Raw genomic sequence first — 19,943 nt, 5'->3', positions numbered from 1 at the left:
GCCGGTTCGTGACCTTACGCGACCGGGAATATTACAGATCCTTAACATTACTGTGCTGGGTCCGCGGCCAGTCATGAATCGGATCTACTATATGAACAATACCGCTCCATCAATCGAGAGTGATCGGACGAGAAGAAGCAACAGGTAATGTCGCATAATTGAGTGATTCCCCCAATGTCCACTCGATATGCTCTTTTTGAGAGAAGTGAACGGGATGAATATCGTGTCCCAGAATAATTGCACATTCATAGGCGAATTGTGTGAGCCTCTCCTCGTGGCTGGTGGTTGTTTGCGCCATCGTGAGTTTCTTCCCCCGGCGCGGTGCAGTCGCCGAATTGCCTCTTTCATCGCGCCTGCACCTGCGGCTGCAGTTTTGGCTGGGCCGGGCGAGCAGCGCTGTGGGTTCGCGTCGATCCGGTCGGCCGATCAAGGACTGCAATCCGAGCAAGCGAGCGTGCTGAAGTGAAATCGGAGACGACTTCGCTTCAGTTCGTGCGTGCAGCACAAAGTGGCAGTCGGGCAGAGATCGTGGAGATCACCAGGAGCCTGGCGAATCCCGATGTCTATGGTGCGCTTGTAATCGGCGCGTCCGGAATGGGAAAGACCACGGTCATCAATGGGGTTGCCGCGAACGTGGCTCCCGAAGTGCCCGTCTTTCGGTTCCGGGGCTCGAGCCTGATCGCTTCCAGGAATCTGGGCATCTTCGAAGTTCTGCTTTCCAGTGAAGGCGAGCAGACCCCCGAAATTGCTTCGGGTGGTGCTGCATTGTCGATCATCGGTCGGATTTTCGGGCGAGGGCACATTCCAGTTGTGATCATCGACAATGCAGATCAAGTCGATGAACATTCTCTCTCGATCGTCTCTCAGCTGGCTGCTGCAGGTCGGATCAAGCTGGTGGCTGCGGCCGAAACGATCAGGCCTCCGGTCGATCTGCTGGCGGCGCTCTGGGCCGCCGGCAAGGTTGTGCGCACGGATCTTGAGGGACTGGACGAGGCTGCGATCGCAGCCATCGCCCGGGAAACGGGGCACAAGCTCGATGATAGGACGATTGTCGCCTACCGGGAGAGGTCGCGGGGCAACCCCCGGATGCTGAGGAAACTCATCGTCGGCAGGGCCGCGAGTATCGATTCCCAACGCGGGTCCGGCCATCGTGCGTTGTGGAATGTGCTGCCGGTGCAGAAGCGAATTCTCGAATCGATCGCGATGGCCGGGGTTCTGCCGTATGAAGCTCTGCGGAGCATGTGTGAGCCGGAGCTTCTCGACAATCTGGAGGAACGCGGGATCATCAGCATCACCAGAGGCAGGCACGCCGAGGTGGCGGTGGTCGAACCGGCAGTCGCTCAGATCCTGCGTGACAGCGTCCGGCCATCTCAGAGTCTGCAGCTGCTCAGGGAGATCACTCCGATTTTGGAGACGATGCCCCTTGTGGGAGCTGCGCTGTTCGGGCAGGTGAGATGGACTCAGGACTGGGGGGTCCCAGTTGACTCAGACAAGGTTCTCGGTGCCGCACTGTGGGCGAATGAGCGGGGAGACTTCGCTGCCGCGATCGACCTGCTGCGTGGCTCGAGTTCTGAGGACCCTGAGATTTATCTCGAACTGGCGCGTGCGGAACGAGGTCGAGGAGATACTGTCGAGGCAGAGCTGATCGTCGATCGGCTGGTCTCCTCACCTCGGGCGGGCGAGGGGGCCGACAGATACCTCTCCCGCTTGGCGTGTCTCGAGTTGAGATTGACCGACCCGCGAGAACCACACATTCTGCGCACCGAATGGGTCCGCGACCGATTGCGAGGCGCCGTCGACACCGGTCGCTTGGATGTCACCCGGGCCCAGTTCGATGTGCGTGGAGGGCGTTTGCAGGAGGGCCAGGAACTGTCTGAGCGCGTCTTCCGCAACCGCGACTGTCTGCCCCGGCACCGACAGCGTGCCTGTTCGCTTCTGGGCAAGATTGAAATCATGCGGGGCCGAATCGAGCGAGGGCTGGAGTATCTGAATCAGGCCGAGATGATGTTCAGTCTGCCGGACACGACCAGCTTCGAGGTGGAGGACTCTGCGCCGCAGATCTTCATTGGTCGCTATCTGGCCGGAGACTGGGACCGTGCTCGCACGACCTTGCAGCGACTGACTCCCCTGCGTGCTGATTCGTCCTCCTCTACAGCTCTCGTCGACTTGTGGACCGGGCACATCACACGAGCGCAGCAGACCCTGGACAAAGCTTTGGCGAATGGTCCCGAGCGTGGAGGCGAATACGATCTCATGCAGGCCGCCCTCCACCTGGCAGAAGGGCTTCTGCAGATGCGTAAGAAATCGACTCGGAGCCCATCGACAACGGTGCCGGACGATCGGATCGCCCGTTTTCGCAAGGGTGAGCGGACTGGACGCAGTTTCGTCACTGGCACCAAGGAGCCGATCGACGGCGTTCCTCGCGCCGATTACGACTGGTGCTTGGACTATCTTGCCGATCTGCTTGAGCTCGAGGCCCTAGCGCTGGCCGCCCCTGAAAAGATCGCAGACGAGATGCACCGCCTTGGTGCGGAGGCTGCGGAGCGTGGGGCCCATACTCTGGCTGCCTACGCATGGATGGAGGCGAGCCGACATGGCAACCCAGCGGCGCGGGCGAATCTGCTCAGCACTGCTGAAAACGTGGATGGCGATCTTGGGGGTTTGGCGTCCGCGGTTGCCAAGGCCTGCCTCAGCGATGACTACGAGGCAGTGATCGACGCCGCAGATGAAGCACTGAGCTTCGGCGCTGTCGTGATGTGCGCCGATCTGGCACGCTCGGCGCGTGACAGGGCTGTACAGAGTCGCGACTCGGCTGCCATCAAACATGCTCGGGCGTTGCTGGACTCGAGCCTGCGCGCGATCACCTTTGATGCTGGCGGTGCCGAGCTGTGGGCGATACTCACCGAGATGGAGAAGCAGCTGGTGGCCGGTGTGACTGAGGGAGCCAGCAACTCAGAGCTCGGAGCTCGGCTGCATCTTTCGGTGCGGACAGTGGAGTGGCACCTCGGCCGTCTCTATCGACGTCTGCACGTCAGCGACCGTCACGAACTCAAGCAGATCGCGCGGAGTCTGGCATGACCCGGCAGCGATCTTTCAGCCCTCCGCCGCTCTTCGGCCGTGCAGACGAGCTTCGAATCATTGAGGAATCGCTGACCGATTCGTCCATGGTCGGCATCCTCGTAGTAGGGGATGTCGGCATGGGGAAGACACGCTTGGCGGAAGAGGTGCATCGGCGCCGAGGTGGGAAGGAGCACTGGCTGCGCGCCGATCGTGTGCTCAGAGAGATTCCGTTCGGAGTCTTCGGAATGATCGTAGACCTCGACGAACCAGGTGGTCTGCCGGGCCGAGTCATATCGGCGGTGACCGGGGACGACGCGGTGCCGGTTGTATACGTTGACGATGCGCACTATCTCGATGAGTACAGTCTCCGCATGCTCACACAGCTCGCGGCCGCCGGTACGATCAGACTGGTGGCGACGACTGGCCACTCTGTGGGTGATGAGTTCTGGCCATTCGCCGACTTGGTCGACGAACAGGTGCTTGCACAGTTGGTGCTGGAGCCGCTCACTCCGGAGAATCTGCGTACTGCAGTCGAATACAGCTTCGGGGGGATCGCCGCGCAGGGTGTCATTGACATCATCGATTTCCATTCGGGACGCAACCCAGGCCAGTTGCTGGAGCTTCTCGAATACTGCCGCAGGAAGAATCGCCTGTTGTCACGCAACGGCGTTCTTGTGCTCGACGGACTCGACATCGATTTCGACGCACGGGCACGCGACTTCGCCCGCATCGACCTTGACCAGTATTCGATGGCAGAGAAGGAAGCTCTCGAACTGGTCATCATGGCTGGTGAGATCGACATCGATCTGATGCTTTCGATCGGACTCGGATCAGCAGCCGACCGTCTGGTCGACGTCGATGAGCTGCGCATTCTTGGAGACACCACTCGCGTCTACGTCGCACGCGAACACCACGCTTCGGAGACGATTCGATACAGCGCCCCGATCGGCCGGAGCCGGAAGTGGTACGGCATAGTCCGTGACTATCCCGATCAGCCCAGTCGACGGTCTCGGATGCTCAGGACGGAATGGGCCCTGGAATGTGGGGTTGCCGTGGACGAACGGCAAGTCATCGATGCTGCGCTGATCGCAATCGAGGCAAGCGACTGGCACCGAGCTCTGCGGATCATGTCCGATGTTCCGACTGATCGGCTGAGCGCCCCAGAGCTCTACGAACTGGCGTGTCTCTATTGCAACGTCGGGCAGGTGGCGTTGGGTCTCGATCTGCTTGCTCATTGTCTGCACAAAGCATGTTGCCCGGGACTCGTCGTCACCGCGGCAGTGCTCTGGGCCAACCGCAAGGTCACGCACAGGTCAGTAGCGCTCGAGGCCTCCGACTTCACGGCGGCACTCGACAGGATCGCTGCACACGAGCGAGACTGCTGCACGGAAGAATCCTGTCGTCTGAATGAGAAGAGTCCGGATCAAGAGACGACGAGGAGATTCGCTGCTGAAAGTCTTGACGACGCGACAGCGAGAGCCCTGCTGCAGATGCTCGAGTCCGTTGGGGGCACTCATGGTCAGCAGGACGGAGATCTGCTGCGCCAGCAGGCTCTCGATGCCACTCTGCCGGACGTGTATCGGATGGGCGCGGCGCTGTTCTGTGCATCCCTCGATCTGGAGCAGGGGCGAACTGGGCGGGCGGATGAAATTCTCACCCTGATGAAACGAGAACTGCCCACCGTGGGGATGGGAACCGTGGTCCTCAGAATGCTCGACGCTCGGGTACTGATGGAACACGGCGACTTGAATGGCGCTCGGCGATCACTGCAGATGCCGCAGTCAAACGATATCGCCCATCTCGCATCTCAGAGTGGGACCAGTGACATGATGGCGGCAGAGCTCTCTTTGCTCGAAGGTAACTTGGACGCGGCACTGCGATCGGCTCGGGCCGGTGTCGAGGCGCTGGATCACTGGAGGCAGTTCTCATTGCTCGCTGCGGCTCTGGGCGTAGCGCAGTACGTTGCCACGCTCAGCGGCGAGACGGACTTAGCCGAGGACTTCGATGCTCGGTTCGCCCGGTTGGCGCACTCTGGCCTGCACGTCGAGTCCAGGCGAGCGCTGGTGTTCACTCTCATCTCCCGGTGGCTGCGGACATCTGATCCAGAATCCGAGAGGCAGCTGCGGCAGCTGCTCGACGATGCGGAACGGGATCAGGCATACGGTCTGTCCGCACAGATTCGCCTTCTGCTGTTTCGCCACTTCGGCGAAGTCGATATTGAAGAGATGCGTCGTGTCTCCAGATTGGGTGAGGGACCAGCATTCCGAACCCTTGGAGCGGTGGGGGAGGCACTGTGGGAAAAGGACGCTGCGGCGCTGCTGAGAATCGCTGATGCCGAACGCTCATCCGCCCCTGACATCGCTGCCAGATGCGTGCAGATGGCCAAAGACCGCCTTCACCACCGCGGCAGCGTACCGTACTCGCGCGGATCCAACGACCTGTCCGTGGAGTTGACGGAACGGGAGCGAGAGATCTGTGGCTTCCTCGTCAGGGGTATGTCGAACGCAGAGATAGCGGAGCGGCTCGGAGCTGCTGTGAGGACGGTGGAAGGCCATGCTTACCGTCTGTATCAAAAGCTCGGTGTCACCCGCCGTCATCAGGTCGCCGAGGCTCTGGCGCGACTGAACATCGAGGCTGTGGGAGCCGCGAAGCAGGAGTCTGAGAACTCCTAGTCTCACACCGCCCATGAGATCGGGTGAGGGGGTCGAAGTGGGTCCGATCGAAGCAGTTCGCAAACTGCTTTCGGGAAACCGCAAAGTTATCAATTTCCACTCATGGGGTGGGTGCAGTGAAGCTAATATGAGTTGACATCGGGATGGTTTGCATTGGCTTTCGGAATCGAACTGAATGCGTCATTCCGAGTGAATGTTCGGGTCATTGCGGCAATTGTGCATTTCGGTGCGGAGCAAATGTCCGGTAATCCCATTGTAGCGGGACAGTGTTTTTAGGAGGGCGAGTTGACAGCTGAATCTGTGACGATAGTGATCGGCTCCGCAGGCCGACGGCTCTATCTCATTGACTGGTTTCGCGCCGCATTCGACACGTTCGGTCTCAACGGGCGAATCATCGTCGCGGAGAACGACCCTTCTAGTGCTGCTGCGTCCTATGGTGATGAGACCCGCCTGCTGCCGAGATACAGTGACCCAGGCTATGGGGATGCGATTTTGCGTCTGATTGACGAAGTCGAGCCGAGGCTCTTCTTGTCGGCGAACGACTACGAGCTGATGCAACTCCATGTGAACACGGGAATCGCGGATTCTCTTCGTGACCGCGGCGTTTTCGTTCCCGGAGTGTCTGCCGCATGGCAGGTCGGCTGCGCCGACAAACTCCGGATGGCGCAGATGCTCGAGGGAGTTGACGTCCCGACGCCGAAGACGGTGATGGGCAGCGATCTGGACAGCCTTCTCGCAGATGCGGGAGAGCGCGACGAATTCGTGGTGAAACACCGTTTCGGCAGTCGTTCCTCCGGTTTGGCGGTGGTGGCCCGAGGCGAGGTCGATGAAGCTGTGGCGAATTCTGCAAAGAGTGTTCCACCACGTGCCGATCGTACAGACCCTCGGGACGATGTCATCGTCCAGCCAAGGATGCCGGGCAGCGAATACGGTGTCGACATCGTCTCCAGCCTGCTGGATCCGGGCCCACTCACCGGGGTGTTCGCGCGCCGCAAGCTGCGGATGCGCGCCGGCGAGACAGACAAGGCGGTCACAGTTGACCCCGGGCCTTTCCGAGAAGCCTCGGGAAAGATCTCTCGTTCGGCCGGGCTGTCCGGACTCATCGATGTCGACATGTTCCTTGACGATCAAGGACGGGCCTCGGTGATCGACATCAATCCTCGATTCGGCGGCGGATACCCGTTCGTACATCTGGCAGGTGCTGATGTTCCGCTCTACTACACGGGCCAGATCTTCGGAATCCCGGTTGACGAGGGGTGGAATCAGTATGAGGCGGGCGTCGTGTCTGCGAAGTATCAGGAAACTCGCGTGACGGCTCGCGGGTCCCGGGAGGGCAACGACTCATCCACCTCAGTTGAACACACATAGACGGTGGGCGAGAGCGGTGGTGGCGCAATGTCATCGACTGAAGCGTCCAGACTCGCACAGGAAAGGCAGCTGTGACCTCTACAGAACATCCACGGATCGCAGGGCCGTCGACACCGGCCTTCGTCATCGATGAATCAGCACTCAACCTTCTGGTCAATCGATTTCAGAACGCATTGGCGAAGCATTGGCCTCATTCCGTCATGTCGTATTCCGTGAAGACCAACCCACTGCCTTGGCTGCTGACCTATATGAAAGGGCAGGGCGTCTGGGCTGAAGTCGTCTCGGACTCCGAATACAGACTGGTGCGCGCAATCGGCTTCGAACCGGAGCAGATCGTGTACAACGGCCCTGTCAAGAGCCGTGCAGTCCTCCGGGCTGCCCTGCGCAACGGTTCACTCACCAACCTCGACTCCAAACGGGAGGTCAGATGGGCGGTGGAGCTGGCTGAGGAGGACTCCCGTCTGGATGTGCGAGTCGGCCTCAGGGTCAATTGGGATCTCGAAGCACTGTGTCCGGGCGAAAGCACAGTGAACGGAGAGATGAGTCGGTTCGGTTTCGACTTCGACAATGGCGATCTCGAGGCGGCGATCGCAGAGTTGTCTGCTGCGGGTGTGGCTGTCGGCGGCCTCCACATGCATCGGAATTCCCGAACGAAGAGTCTGCAGGTGTATAAAGCTGCCGCCGGAGTCGCCGCCGAGATCATCTCGAAACTCGACCTCGAGCTGGACTGGATCGATATCGGCGGTGGCTTCTTCGGAAGTCTCAACGACACGACGGGGTTCGATGACTACATCTCCTGCATCCGTGCAGAACTCGCGGCGGTCGTTGACCTCAACCGAACTCGGCTGGTCGTCGAACCGGGGGGTTCGGTGATCGCCAACCCGGTGGAGCTTCATGCGCAGGTGCTCGATACCAAAGACATCGGACGACAGCGTTTCGTCATCACCGATACCAGCAGGACTGACATCGATCCCCTCTTCCGGAAGAAGGCCGTCTACGACATCGACACCGGGGCCGCTCCGGGAACGAGCCATCCCGAGCAGGTGATCGCCGGATTCAGCTGCATGGAGGACGATCGTCTGATGGTGTTGAAGGACTCTCCGAAACTCGTCGAGGGAGACCGGATCGTGTTCAGAGGAGTTGGTGCGTACACCATGTCCTATGGGTCTTCGTTCATCGAATTTCCGCCAGCAGTCTATGTTCGCCACGAGAACCAGATGATGCTGGTGCGACGTGCCGGGCAAGTCGAGGACTACCTTCAGGGCAATATGTGGGCAGACGGGCAACTGCTGCCCACAGCTGCTCAACCCGAATAGTCTGCGATAGGGAAATTGCGTCCTCAAACGCTGCCGAGACCGCGAGAACTGCCGCCGATTTTGACTGAGTAGCAGAACCAGTACTGTCTTCGTCGTGACTGAGTACTGACCAGAATATGTCCGGGCATGACCACCTATCTGGGTGCTCTCGGCGACGGAATCATGAGGGCATGGACAACAACTGGCCGTTGCGCGAGCAGCTGAGGAACGACGAAGATTCAGACACTGGGCGGAACACATCATGTATGCGTTGATCCGCCGCGCCGAGCTTGATCAGCTGGGCAACCTGCTTGATCGTCACAGTGCGGCCGCGGTCATCAGCCCACCGGGTCTGGGCGGTGATGAGATGCTCATGGTTTTGGAAGCTGAGTCGACTGTCCCTGTCATCCGAGTACCCAACGGCCGGACGGAGTTCGTTCGGACCTATGCGGGCTTGGAGATCCTTCTCGCCTCGCTGCGCTCGCTCAAACTCGGGGACTTCGAATCGACGGAGCTGGAGAGCCGGCTGAGAGCAGAGAATTCCGACAGCCCAGAGTCGGTTCGGGAGATTGCGGACGAGGTCACTCGGCTGATCGGCAGCATGGAATCGGAACACGGCGTTCTGGTCATCGTCCCGGGAGCCGACGAGTTGGACCAGCCCTCGCAGCTCGTCCTCGGTCATATGCTGCGGCGGATGGCAGGGCATAGAGTGAAAATCGCAGTCTCGACCGGGGCACTGTCCCCGACCAGTCTGCTGGCCGGTGTCCCCAGCGTGGAGCTGCGGCATCTGAGCGACAGTCGAATGCACGAGCTGGCAGAAGAGCTGACATCCGGACGTGTTGCCGCTGGAGTCGCCGCTGTGGCAGTGCGGACCGCCTCGGGGCGCCCGTCGGCTTTGCACCAGTTGCTCGAACGCCTGCCTTCGAACCAGATGGAGGGATCGCAGGCGCTGGACCTGCCATTGCGCTTGGGGCCGAATGCTGACGGGATGGTCTCGGCTGCGAAGAACGGCCTCGGTGATGAGGCCGAAGTGCTGCTGGGTCTCATGTCATTGGCTCCGCTGTCTCCGCGGCCCGCAGTCCTCGGAGCGTCTCGAGAAGCACAGGAATGGTTCTCGGAACTTGAATCCCGGGGCACGGTCGAGAAAGACGGTGTGTACTGCCGCTTCTCGGAGGAGCTGGCTCGTGTCTGCAAACATCGGACATTGAGTGTTGATGAGCGCTTAGCTGGTCACTCGCTGCTCGCGCAGCGGTGCGAGGAGGGCTATCCCGAACTTCACCATTGGCATCGGTCCTTCATCGATGCCACAGAGGAGACTCCGTGTCAGCTTCTTGCTGATTCCTGTGCACTGGTTTCGGAGGGACTGGACTGGGCCGGAATCGAGTTCGCCGAACGAGCTCTCGCTCTCAGCATGGAACTCGGACCGGTCTCCACGCTGCTGAATGATCTCGCTGCGGCTCTGATCGACCGTGGGCAGATCGATTTCGCACTGCGCTACCTCACCTACGCTGCTCGAAGCACAGATGTGAGAGTCCTCGTCCGAGCTCGCACGCTGCGTGTGTGGGCCGAATTCCTCGTCCAGCAGTCTGTACCTCTGCGTCTGCGCAACCAGTGGAGCCGCAGCGAAGTCACAACTGCGCCCGCCGAGGTGGCCCATCTGCAATTGGTTATCGCCCTGTGCCATGCGCTGAGGAGAGAAACAGCCGAGGCACACGAGCTGTTGGACAATGCGAGCAACCTGAGCGCTCACTTCGATGATCGATCGCTGCGGCTGTACCGTTCTCTGGACGTTCTGCTCGAATGTGGGCGGGGTCATGACGACCGTGCAATGGAGGACTTCAGGGCGCTCGACGTGGCCGAAGATTCGGACCCGGTCTGCCTGCTCCTGCTCTCCATGGGCCTAATGGCAGCTGAGAACTACGACTCGGCCCTCGCGACGCTGGACTGTCTGGACACGTGTGGGGCACGGGAGCCCATTTGGGACACACAGTCCAAGTGTGTGCGCGCCGAGATCGCGATTCGCCGAGGCGATATCGGCCTGGCCATCGCGCTCATCGATAAGTGCGCGGCCTCGGATACCTCCGGTGGAATGATTCGACGAGATCGTCAGCTGCTGTTGCAGTGCTGGAGTCTTCTTGCGCAGGGTCGTGCCAGTGACGCGGAGACGATCGAAGCGGCGCTGACGGTGCACGCCATGGCCTCCCAGAACCACAGTATTATGGCTGAACTCAATGCGATCCAGGGCAACTATCTGCTGCGCATGGGTCTTCCCGCCGAGGCAGTGCGCCATCTGCATCGCTGCGAAGAGTTGGCCATGCGTGAGCTCAACCCCAATGTCATCCGCTATGAACCGGATCTCATAGAGGCCCTGATCGCCACCGGACGACGAGAACATGCGGGGATGCTGATCCGGGTCTTTCACGGCAGAGTCGAGAGGGTGCCCTCACGTTGGGCGGAACTCGCGCTCGAGCGCTCGCGCATCCTTCTGCTCCCCGAGGCTGCGGGGCTCGAAGCCATGGGCCGGCTGCTCGGCTCGTGGCGCCCCGAGGACTCACAGTTCGATAAGGGAGTGACTCTCCTGGTGATGGCCAATCGTCTGGCCGAATCCGGTGCTCATGGGGGTGCGGCCGAGCGGGCACGCCTCGCGGTCGGAATCTTCCGCGAGGTCGGTTCGGACCATTTGGCCGACACCGCTCTACCCGACCGGACGGAAGCCCGAACGGAGCCGGCGCACAATAGTCTGCTTGACCGATTGAGCACAGATGAGCGGGCAGTCGTCGATCTGGTGCGGGAGGGCCTGAAGAACCGGGAGATCGCCCCGCGGATATTCGTCTCCCTGCGCACGGTGGAACTGCGGCTGACCTCTGTGTACCGAAAACTCAACGTCACCTCGCGGACCGGACTCATCGCTCGGTTGGCCAATGGCGCCGGACTTCCCGTGGCCTGACGCCGATGGTGACCGCAGGAACTCGACGGTCCCCCGCAAGCCTGCAGCAAGACGAGGGGCGGCACTGCCGTGCATGTCCAGTCTGAGAACCAGACGAGAGTGAGGAGTGAGTCAGTATGACCAGCGAAACGAGCTGTGGCCCTGAACAGGGGCCCTGCACCGCAGCAATATACACCGTGCCACGAGCTGGGGGAGCGCTGAGATGATCGGATATCACCTCGTCAAAAGACTGCTGGACATCCTCGGCGCTTTGGCCGCTCTGGTTCTGCTGGCACCGGTCATCGCCGTTGTCGGTGTCCTGGTCCTCCTCTGCCTCGGCTCGCCGATGTTCTTCACGCAGGAGCGAGTGACGAAGGGCGAACGGGTCTTCCGGCTGTGGAAATTTCGCAGCATGCTCAACGCCGACCCTGACCGGGGACTTGTCTCCGATGGACAGAGGATGACTCGCTTCGGTCGGATGCTGCGGGCGAGCAGCTTGGACGAACTGCCCAGTCTGTGGAATGTGCTGCGTGGCGACATGAGCCTGATTGGTCCGCGTCCATTGCCCACCTGCTATCTTCCGCATTATTCGGATCAGCAGCGTCGTCGACATCAGGCGCGTGGAGGGCTGAGCGGATTGGCCCAAGTCAGCGGTCGCAATAGTGTGCGCTGGGATGACAGATTCGACCTTGACGTCGAATACGTGGATACGGTGAGCTTCGGCCTCGATCTGCGCATACTCATGCGCACAGTGAGAATCGTTCTGCGCGCCGATGGGATCAGCCAGGACGGCGAAGCGACAGCGGAGAATTTCGGCGGCACCTTGAAATCGGACCTGTTGGTGTTTGAGCAGCGCACCCGGACCGAGACCATCACGACATGGGCGGTGAGCAGCACCGCAGGCGAAGAGATCGGATACTGCGAGATGACGGCCTTGAACGCGAACTCGCTGCTCATCCGTTTCGACGACTGGTCGGAAGCGGAACCGGATGTCGAGATCCGGAGAGAGGTCGTCAGGCTGTTGACCAACCGGACGCGGGCAACCGAGGCCGATTTTGCCGTGTGTGCACTCTTCGCCGACAGCCCGAATCGCTCGGTTCTGACTGAGGCAGGATTCTACGAGATCGCTGACCCTGACGAACAGCTGAAATTCGGGCACCAGCCCGCAGCCGGCCGGATCGTCGCCGTCTGCCGGCTGTGGCCGAATGAGACTGCCGATGCTGATTGGAGTCGATTCATTCCTCCTGGTCGCGTGCAGGCCGGGGTAGGTCGCGGAAGTTCGGCGATGCAGGGCCTCCCGAAGCCGGATGCAGGCCAAAGGCGAGCGCAGCTGTGAACGGAGACTGGGCTGTGATGCCAGCAGGCTTTCGGATACTCGTCGTCGGTCTGGGCAATAGCTGCCGTTCTCCATTGGCAGCCGGGATGCTGCAACACGAGCTCGACACCGAGGCTCCGGGCGAGTTCACTGTGTGCAGCGCGGGAACACAAATCACTCCGGGGCAGCCAGCAGCAGTGGAAGTGTTGAGACTGGCCTCACGCCGGGGCATTCGTCTGCACGGGTTCGTCGTCAATCAACTTGACGAGGCGATGATCTCTGAAGCCGATCTGATCCTGGTCATGGACAGAGCACTCAGACGCGAGGTCGTGAAGGTGAGTCCACGGGCGTTGCGGACCACGTTCACCCTGCGCGAGTTCGCACGCATCCTTCCCACTGTGCGGCCCGAGCAGCTGGCAACGCCGACCGGAAGGTGGCAGTCCCTTGTCGCTCTTGCGCCCCGCTATCGAACTCCTCCGCCGGGAGATGCAAGCGATGATGATGTCATCGATCCGCGCAATCGGCCGGCGAGGGCATACGAACGGATGAATACGCAGATCGTCTCCGCCATCGACGTGATTCGCGAATGGGAAGTGCACAGATGCGCTCCCGAAAGCAGAATCTGAGAATCCGGCTCTGCTGACTTCGCCGGGGTCGGGTCTGGGAGCAGCGTCTGCATCCGCAGGGTCGTTGCGGGACGCCGCAAGCTCTGTGGTGACAATGACCGTTCTGATGCCGCCGACAGTACAGTTGGGCCAAATATCACTGCAGCTGTTCCCCTTTCGATCTGATAGGACCCGAGATGAGCATCATCGACTTTATGCGGATTGTGCGGAAGAACATCGTCCTGCTGATCGTGATGATTGCGACAGGCGGTCTTGGCGGTGTGGGGGTCTTTCTCCTGCTCCCCGATGAGTACACCTCGCAGACCGAGCTGTTCGTGTCCACGGTCGAGGCCTCGAACCCAGATCAGAAGCAGATTGCGTCTGCCTTCGTCCAGGAACGGCTGCGAACGTATGTTGAGCTTGCTGATTCCCGACGTGTGCTCGAGCCGGTTATAGGGGATCTGGACTTGAAACTCAGCCCCGAGAAGCTGGCTGACTATGTTTCGGCCTCTTCCGATCACGGGACCGTGCTGCTCACTGTCAGCGCAAGGGCCACGACACCGGGCGATGCCGCTCGATTGTCCGAGGCGGTCGCAGGCAGCCTCACCACGACGATCACCGATCTCGAGTCCCGTCACGGCAAGGCGCAGTCTGGTATCCGTCTGGCTGTGGCAAACGATGCGAGTCTTCCCTCGACGACGAGTGGGCCGGCTCTGTGGCAGTGTGCAGCTATCGGAATCCTGTTGGGGGCGGCACTGGGCATCGCGCTTGCGCTGTTCCGCTCGGCCGTGGATTCAAAAGTCCGCGATATCGCCGGCATCCGCGAAGTCACCGCTGCGCCGATTCTCGCTTCGGTGCCTGTGCGCAACGAGTCCTCAACACGCCCCGAGCCGACAGCGAGCTACCAGGATACTCCTTATGCAGAGGCGATTCGGCGCCTTCGCGCCAACTTGCGATTCGCTCGAGTCGAAGACTCGAACAACGTCATTGCCGTCACCTCATCGGTGCCCGCTGAAGGGAAGACATCGACCAGTGTGCAACTGGCGATTTCGCTGGCACAGTCCGGGCAGAGAGTGGTTCTGGTTGATGTCGACCTGCGCCAACCTGCCGTAGCCGACAGACTTGGACTAGAGAACTCCGCGGGGCTGACAACAGCCCTTCTGAGGACCGCAGATGTTCACGATCTGCTGCAACCGTGGGGCCAGGATGAGCTCTATGTGCTGACTGCAGGCGACAAGGTGTCCAACCCGGTGGAACTCATCGACTCGAAGTCAATGTCCAAACTAATGACGGTTCTGTGCAATGATTTCGACACCGTCATCCTCGACTGCCCACCAGTGCTCCCGGTCGCGGACGGACTGCTGTTGGCCAAGATTGCCGGGCGGATCATCCACGTCATCGCGGTGAATGAGAGTTCACGCAATGAGCTGGAGGAAGCGCTGAGCGATCTGTCCGTGGTCGACACGCCGCTCAGCCTCGTCGTCAACAAGGTTCCCTTGGGGCATTCCGACCTGACCGGATACACGAAGACCTACTCGGCGCTGGTGCCGGCAGGTGGCTTGTCCCGTGCAGCCGGCCACGCCGCGACGGCCATTGGGGAAGGGACGTCCCTCAACGAACGAACGGAGCCGGTCGGATGGCTGCCGGGAGGGTTCGGTGCCAAGCAGTCCACGCGCACACCTCGAGTGTGGCCCGGAAGCCGGACCCGGTCGAGCGCACAGCGAGCCCGGGGATCCGGGCGCTTGACAGAACGCTCCGATCGATCTGGCAAAGAACCCGATCAGCCGGACACCGGAGCAGTCCAGGCGACCAGGATAATCGGGGTAGGAGAACGGACCTCGGAGCAGTGACGACCAGGGGTGAGCCGACCGACTCGATTACTCGGTCCGCCGAGGCTGGCCGCAGCGAAGCTTTCAGAATCCTCGTCGTCTGCACCGGAAATCTGTTTCGTTCGCCGCTCGCCGCCGGACTGCTCCAACAGGGGCTCGACGAAGTCGCTCCCGGTCGGTTCGCCCTCGACAGTGCAGGGACCGCGGGCGTGGTCGGGGTAGGGGTGACCGATAATGTGGCCTCTCTTGCGGCAGACTGGGGATTCGACCTCAGCGAGTTTCGCGCCAAACGTCTGCAGCGCGCCCATGTCATCGACGCGGATCTGGTGATCGGCTTGGAGCGGTGGCATCGGAGCCAGGTGGTGACCCTTGAACCGCGCGCACTCAGACGAACCTTCACACTGCGAGAGTTCGCTCGCATCATTCATCCCCTTGCGAGTGACGAGGAATCCGCGTACCGACAGCGCTGGGAGAACCTGGTCGCTCGGGCACAACGCTCCCGCATGCCAGCTCGCGGTGGGCCTGACTTCGATGATGTGGTTGATCCGCATGACGAATGGGACGTGCTCAGCCCGGTGATGATCGACCAGATGCTTCCGAGCGTGTTTGAAATAGTCGACTGGGAGTACCGGAACGGCAAACTCAGCCGGGCCTGAAGCTGTGCCCCTGTCGTTTGATTTCGTCGCTCCGACCGTTCGATTCCGTCACCCCGATCGCCCGGATCCGTGGCTATGACTGTCGCGGCCTCGGTCAGAGTGAGACTGGCGATGACTCGCGACGGGGTCGGGAACAGTAGAACTCGCCCATCAGGCGTGTCAGCGAGCCGATGAACACTGCGAGACATCCCGCTTCCACAGCGGCCATTCCAGCCAAGCCGGCGATGCCGCCGCCTGCGAGAACTGTGCCGATCGCAGCAGCGCCGACGAAGAAGGTCGCCCAATAGCGGTTGAGGACAAGCAGATTCGCCGATGCCAGATAGGTCGGCAATGTGCAGAGCGCTGCCAGGGCAAGGAAGAGCACAGCTTCTCGGGAGAGGATGAAATCGGCACCGTAGATAGTCGACAGCAGCCATGGTCCGATGAATAGTGCAAGCACGACGAAGGGGACGAGACTGGTCAAGGCGATCGCGCACAGCCGCTTCACTCTGCGTCGCAGAATCACGGGGCCCTCGTTGTCGTGGATGGTGCGAAAGGCCGGCAACACCACTGTTTCGATCGACGCGCCGACCAGGTTGGCGAAGACGACGAGGTAGGCGGCCGAAGCGTAGCGTCCGACGTCGCTGGGTGATCCGAACCAGGTGACCACGGCAAGCGGCACATAGGACAGCAGGGAATAGACTCCCTGCATCAGCGACATCGGGACTCCTGCGGAGATGAGCGCACGAATTTCGTCACGTACCGAGGTCCGTGACTCTACGGCATCTGGAGTTTCGGGTGGTTTGGCGGATGCGACCCAGATGGTGACCAGGGCGCCCGCGCCTGACACCACTGCAGCGGACCACAGTGCGGTGACGACTGATCCGGTCATGAGGATCACCGCGGTGACCGTGATTGCGCTGACAGTGGCCACGCCGATGAGGATGAGACCGAAGGCGAAGAGACGCTCGGTCTTCTGCAGTCGGGCATAGAACAGATCACCGATCGAATCGCTGACCTTGATCATGAGCAGCGGGACAGCGAGCTCAGAGTCGATCTGAGCAGGCCCGACGACGACCAAACCGGTGATGATGAGGATAGACAGACCGACAGTGGACAGTCGGCATCCGAGATAGATGCGCCAGCGCACAGTCTGCCTCAGGGTGACGAAGAGGTTGCGCAGACCGAGCTGCGTGGCGATGAATACCGGTGTCATGATCGCGATCAGCGTCGAGTAGTGGCCGACGGCGATCGGTCCGCTCTGCTGAGCGAACAGCCACACCAGATACCACTGGGCGCCGGCAACCGCGACATTGCCCAAAGTGACCAGCGCGAAAGAGGATCGGGAACTGTGCATCGGTGACTTCCTCCTCGGCGGTGGGCGCGGCCCCAGGATGACGAAGGCCAGATTCCAGTATGGTCCCCGCCGGCGCTTCCGCGGCCGGCTTCGCGGTCGGATTGCGGATGTGCTCCTGACATCTGCGGCATTCCGTGCATCCCTCGCGGTGAACCGTAGTCCGGGTCGGGAAGGGATCCTTCTCTGGCTAAGTCTCACTAGGCTGAGAGTGCAAGTACGAGTCCTGGACATCGAGCTGAGCTGCGATGTCGTCTCATGCCGGTTCTCCGGCCCGACCGAAGCTGATCTCTGATGAAACTCCAGCAAATTCTGCACCTCCTCCGCCGTCACATCGTGCTGCTCATGCTCACCGTGGTGGCCGGCGGATTGGGCGGATTCGGGGTCTCGGCCCTACTCCCGCCAACGTATTCGGCACGCACCGAGCTGTTCGTGTCTGTGCCCACCTCAGGCGATCCCTATGAGATGCGCATGGCTTCGGACTTCATCAAGGAGCGGATCCAGACCTATGTGGGCATGGTCGGCAGCGAATCCGTCCTCGAACCCGTGATCTCAGACTTGGGACTCGACACCACTCCGGAAGCGCTGGCCAGCCAGGTCGAAGCATTCAGCGACCCTGAGACCGTCCTTATCACCGTTCAGGCTCAGGCCGAGGATGCACACGGTGCGGCTCGGTTGTCGACTGCGGTGGCCCGCAGTCTGACGGAGAGGATCGGACTCCTCGAAAATCCGGGGAAGACCGATACAGCTGCCATCAATCTGATCGAGGCGAATACGGCGGTGGCACCGGAGAGTTCGGACGGCCTACCGCAGTGGGCCTCCGTGCCCATCGGTGCACTGCTCGGTCTGGCGGCAGGCATCGCCATTGCAATTGTGCGCGGAACATTAGACAGTGTGGTCCGGACGAAGGACGACCTGGCAGCAATCACCTCGGCGCCGTTGATGGCATCAGTGCCGGAGGATCGCGCCATCGTCCACGAGTCCGCCATGGGCGGACCAGCGATTCCAGGTATCCGAAGTGAGTCGATTCTTCGGCTGCGGACCAATCTCCGATTCGCCCACATCGACGAAGAGACCATCGTCCTTCTCGTGACCTCGGCGCAGCCGGGGGAGGGCAAGACCACGCTCAGCCTCGACCTCGCCATCGCGAGCGCACGGGCTGGGCAGAGCGTCGTCCTCGTTGATGCTGACCTTCGACGACCGAGTGTGGCCGCACGATTGGGGCTGGAGAACGCGGCCGGCCTCACGACTGCCTTGGTCGGAGGCCTCGACCTCAGCGAATTGCTGCAGTCCTGGGGCGATCACGACCTCAGCGTGCTCACGGCCGGAGAGATTCCGCCCAACCCCGCGGAACTGCTCGAGACCCGTGCGATGGCAGAACTGGTATCCGAACTGGCAGGCAGATTCGACCTCGTCATTCTAGACGGTCCACCGCTGCTGCCTGTGGCAGACAGCCTCGTCCTCTCCCGACTGGCCAGCAGGACCCTTCTCGTCGCGGGCGCTGGGAGGGTGAAGTCCCGAGCCGTCGCAGAATCCGTCCGGGCGCTGGACGAGCTGGGGGCTCCGATCGGTCTCGTCCTCAACAGGGCCGATCTGTCCGCAGCAGAAGCCGACCGGAACCGGACATACGGAATCCAGTCCGAGCAGTCGGAGCCGCAGATGCACTCGGCGCACGGTGCCCCCGCCCAGACATCGGAGCCGCCGACCAGCCCTCTGCCGTTGATCCACAACGACGGAGGCTCTGAACGATCATGATGGCCATCTGGTTCGGGTTGACGACTGTCTGGGTCCTCATGCTCGTTCTGAGCTGGAGAGTCCCGCAGCTGCGGCATTGGAGCAATGCTCTGCTTCCGCTGATTTCGCTGGTTCTGATCAACACCATCGTTGCGGCACTGGGGAACTACGACATCTCCGACAAGGCGATCTACTCGACGGAGTTCCAGATCCTCAGCTTCGCCCCCACAGGCGAAGTCTTCTACACCTATGACAGCGAGGGCCGCGAACCTGCCTTCCTCCTGTTGGGGTGGCTCATCGGTCTCTTCACCCACGACCCGAAAGTCTACTTCTTCGTCGTTGCACTGCTCAGCTCGATTGTGCTGGCCCTCGCCCTGCTCTGGCTGCTGAGGTCGACATGGCAGGTCACCGTCGTCTACTACATCACCTTCTGCTTCGGCTTCTTCACCGGGTATTCGAGCTATCTCCTTCGGCAGGGGCTGTCTCTGCTGTTCATCCTGCTTGCTCTGGTCTCGATCTGCCGGCAGGCTCGCCTGTGGCAGACTCTCGTGTGGCTGGCCATTGCCTCACTCTTCCACTGGTCGGCAATTCCCGCTGCCCTGCTGCTGCTCGGCATCCGCTATCTGCCGAAGACCTCTACCGCCTTCCTCGTGGGAGTTTGGGCGGTGTTCTCTCTGCTGTTCCTCACAGGACTCAACGCGGCCCTGTTGGCACCGTTCGCCGCCGGTTCGGAGGAACTCGAAACCTACACCGATCCTGAGAATGCTGACCTGTACACAGGCGGAACGAACAGATTGGACTTCTGGATCCTCGGCCTCTGCGTCCTGGTCATGGGCTACGTTGTGCTGAGGACGATCGACGGCCTGCCTGACTGGTACCGACACCTGTTCCACGCCTTCGTCATTCTCAATACGTACTACCTGGCGCTGGGATTCGTCTATTACAGCGACAGAGTGGCCGCTTATTCCTGGTCGATCGTGCCCTTGATCGTGACGATCCCGGTGCTCTGCCTGAAGGGCTGGAAACAGGGACTGGGAAGTGTCGCCCTCATGGTCACCTTCCTCGGCTGGAGCCAGTACATCGGCGCAATGGACACGCTGCTCAACACCTGAATTTGGACACGCCGAGCAACACCTATCGCCCGCGTCGG

Annotated in this window: 13 protein-coding genes; 11 read left to right on the top strand and 2 right to left on the bottom strand. The window is 61.1% G+C overall.

The features are described 5' to 3' along the window. Positions 1-109: 109 nt before the first annotated feature. Positions 110-298, bottom strand: coding sequence for a hypothetical protein (locus tag AAFP32_RS15145; protein ID WP_350269828.1), 189 nt, complete (start codon positions 296-298; stop codon positions 110-112). A gap of 194 nt (positions 299-492) precedes the next feature. On the opposite strand from AAFP32_RS15145, the gene AAFP32_RS15140 reads away from it, so the two are divergent. The 9 genes from AAFP32_RS15140 (at position 493) to AAFP32_RS15100 (ending at position 15,726) form a co-directional block, all read left to right on the top strand. Next, positions 493-3,078 carry a LuxR C-terminal-related transcriptional regulator gene (locus AAFP32_RS15140; RefSeq protein ID WP_350269827.1) on the top strand — a complete coding sequence of 862 codons (2,586 nt, stop codon included), beginning with the start codon at positions 493-495 and terminating at the stop codon, positions 3,076-3,078. Next, on the top strand, positions 3,075-5,732 hold the full coding sequence (locus tag AAFP32_RS15135) for a LuxR C-terminal-related transcriptional regulator (protein WP_350269826.1): 2,658 nt from the start codon (positions 3,075-3,077) through the stop codon (positions 5,730-5,732). The genes AAFP32_RS15140 and AAFP32_RS15135 overlap by 4 nt, the downstream gene beginning before the upstream one ends. Positions 5,733-6,017: 285 nt before the next feature. Beyond that, positions 6,018-7,100: an ATP-grasp domain-containing protein gene (locus AAFP32_RS15130; RefSeq protein WP_350269825.1), complete on the top strand. Its 1,083-nt coding sequence runs from the start codon at positions 6,018-6,020 to the stop codon at positions 7,098-7,100. 71 nt (positions 7,101-7,171) lie between these two features. After that, positions 7,172-8,416, top strand: a complete 1,245-nt coding sequence (locus AAFP32_RS15125) for a hypothetical protein (protein ID WP_350269824.1) — start codon at positions 7,172-7,174, stop codon at positions 8,414-8,416. Between the two features lie 241 nt (positions 8,417-8,657). Continuing rightward, positions 8,658-11,342 (top strand): helix-turn-helix transcriptional regulator, encoded by a 2,685-nt coding sequence (locus tag AAFP32_RS15120; protein ID WP_350269823.1) that lies wholly within the window; start codon positions 8,658-8,660, stop codon positions 11,340-11,342. A gap of 202 nt (positions 11,343-11,544) precedes the next feature. Further along, positions 11,545-12,657, top strand: a complete 1,113-nt coding sequence (locus tag AAFP32_RS15115) for a sugar transferase (RefSeq protein ID WP_350269822.1) — start codon at positions 11,545-11,547, stop codon at positions 12,655-12,657. Between the two features lie 17 nt (positions 12,658-12,674). Next, complete coding sequence (locus AAFP32_RS15110; protein ID WP_350269821.1) at positions 12,675-13,262, top strand: hypothetical protein; 588 nt, start codon at positions 12,675-12,677, stop codon at positions 13,260-13,262. Positions 13,263-13,438: 176 nt separating this feature from the next. Next, complete coding sequence (locus tag AAFP32_RS15105; RefSeq protein ID WP_350269820.1) at positions 13,439-15,091, top strand: polysaccharide biosynthesis tyrosine autokinase; 1,653 nt, start codon at positions 13,439-13,441, stop codon at positions 15,089-15,091. After that, positions 15,088-15,726, top strand: a complete 639-nt coding sequence (locus AAFP32_RS15100) for a low molecular weight phosphatase family protein (RefSeq protein ID WP_350269819.1) — start codon at positions 15,088-15,090, stop codon at positions 15,724-15,726. The genes AAFP32_RS15105 and AAFP32_RS15100 overlap by 4 nt, the downstream gene beginning before the upstream one ends. 94 nt (positions 15,727-15,820) lie before the next feature. Here the strand turns inward: AAFP32_RS15100 and AAFP32_RS15095 are convergent, their stop codons facing one another. Then, complete coding sequence (locus AAFP32_RS15095; RefSeq protein ID WP_350269818.1) at positions 15,821-17,062, bottom strand: lipopolysaccharide biosynthesis protein; 1,242 nt, start codon at positions 17,060-17,062, stop codon at positions 15,821-15,823. A 291-nt stretch (positions 17,063-17,353) separates the two neighbouring features. On the opposite strand from AAFP32_RS15095, the gene AAFP32_RS15090 reads away from it, so the two are divergent. Then, on the top strand, positions 17,354-18,814 hold the full coding sequence (locus AAFP32_RS15090; protein WP_350269817.1) for a polysaccharide biosynthesis tyrosine autokinase: 1,461 nt from the start codon (positions 17,354-17,356) through the stop codon (positions 18,812-18,814). Next, the gene (locus AAFP32_RS15085; RefSeq protein WP_350269816.1) at positions 18,811-19,905 is read left to right on the top strand and encodes an EpsG family protein; all 1,095 of its coding nucleotides are present in this window, start codon (positions 18,811-18,813) and stop codon (positions 19,903-19,905) included. Before AAFP32_RS15090 ends, AAFP32_RS15085 begins: the two co-directional genes overlap by 4 nt. Positions 19,906-19,943 lie beyond the last annotated feature (38 nt).

Source organism: Brevibacterium sp. CBA3109, assembly GCF_040256645.1.
GTDB classification, from domain to species: Bacteria; Actinomycetota; Actinomycetes; order Actinomycetales; family Brevibacteriaceae; genus Brevibacterium; species Brevibacterium koreense.
This window is presented reverse-complemented; position numbering and strand designations above follow the sequence as displayed.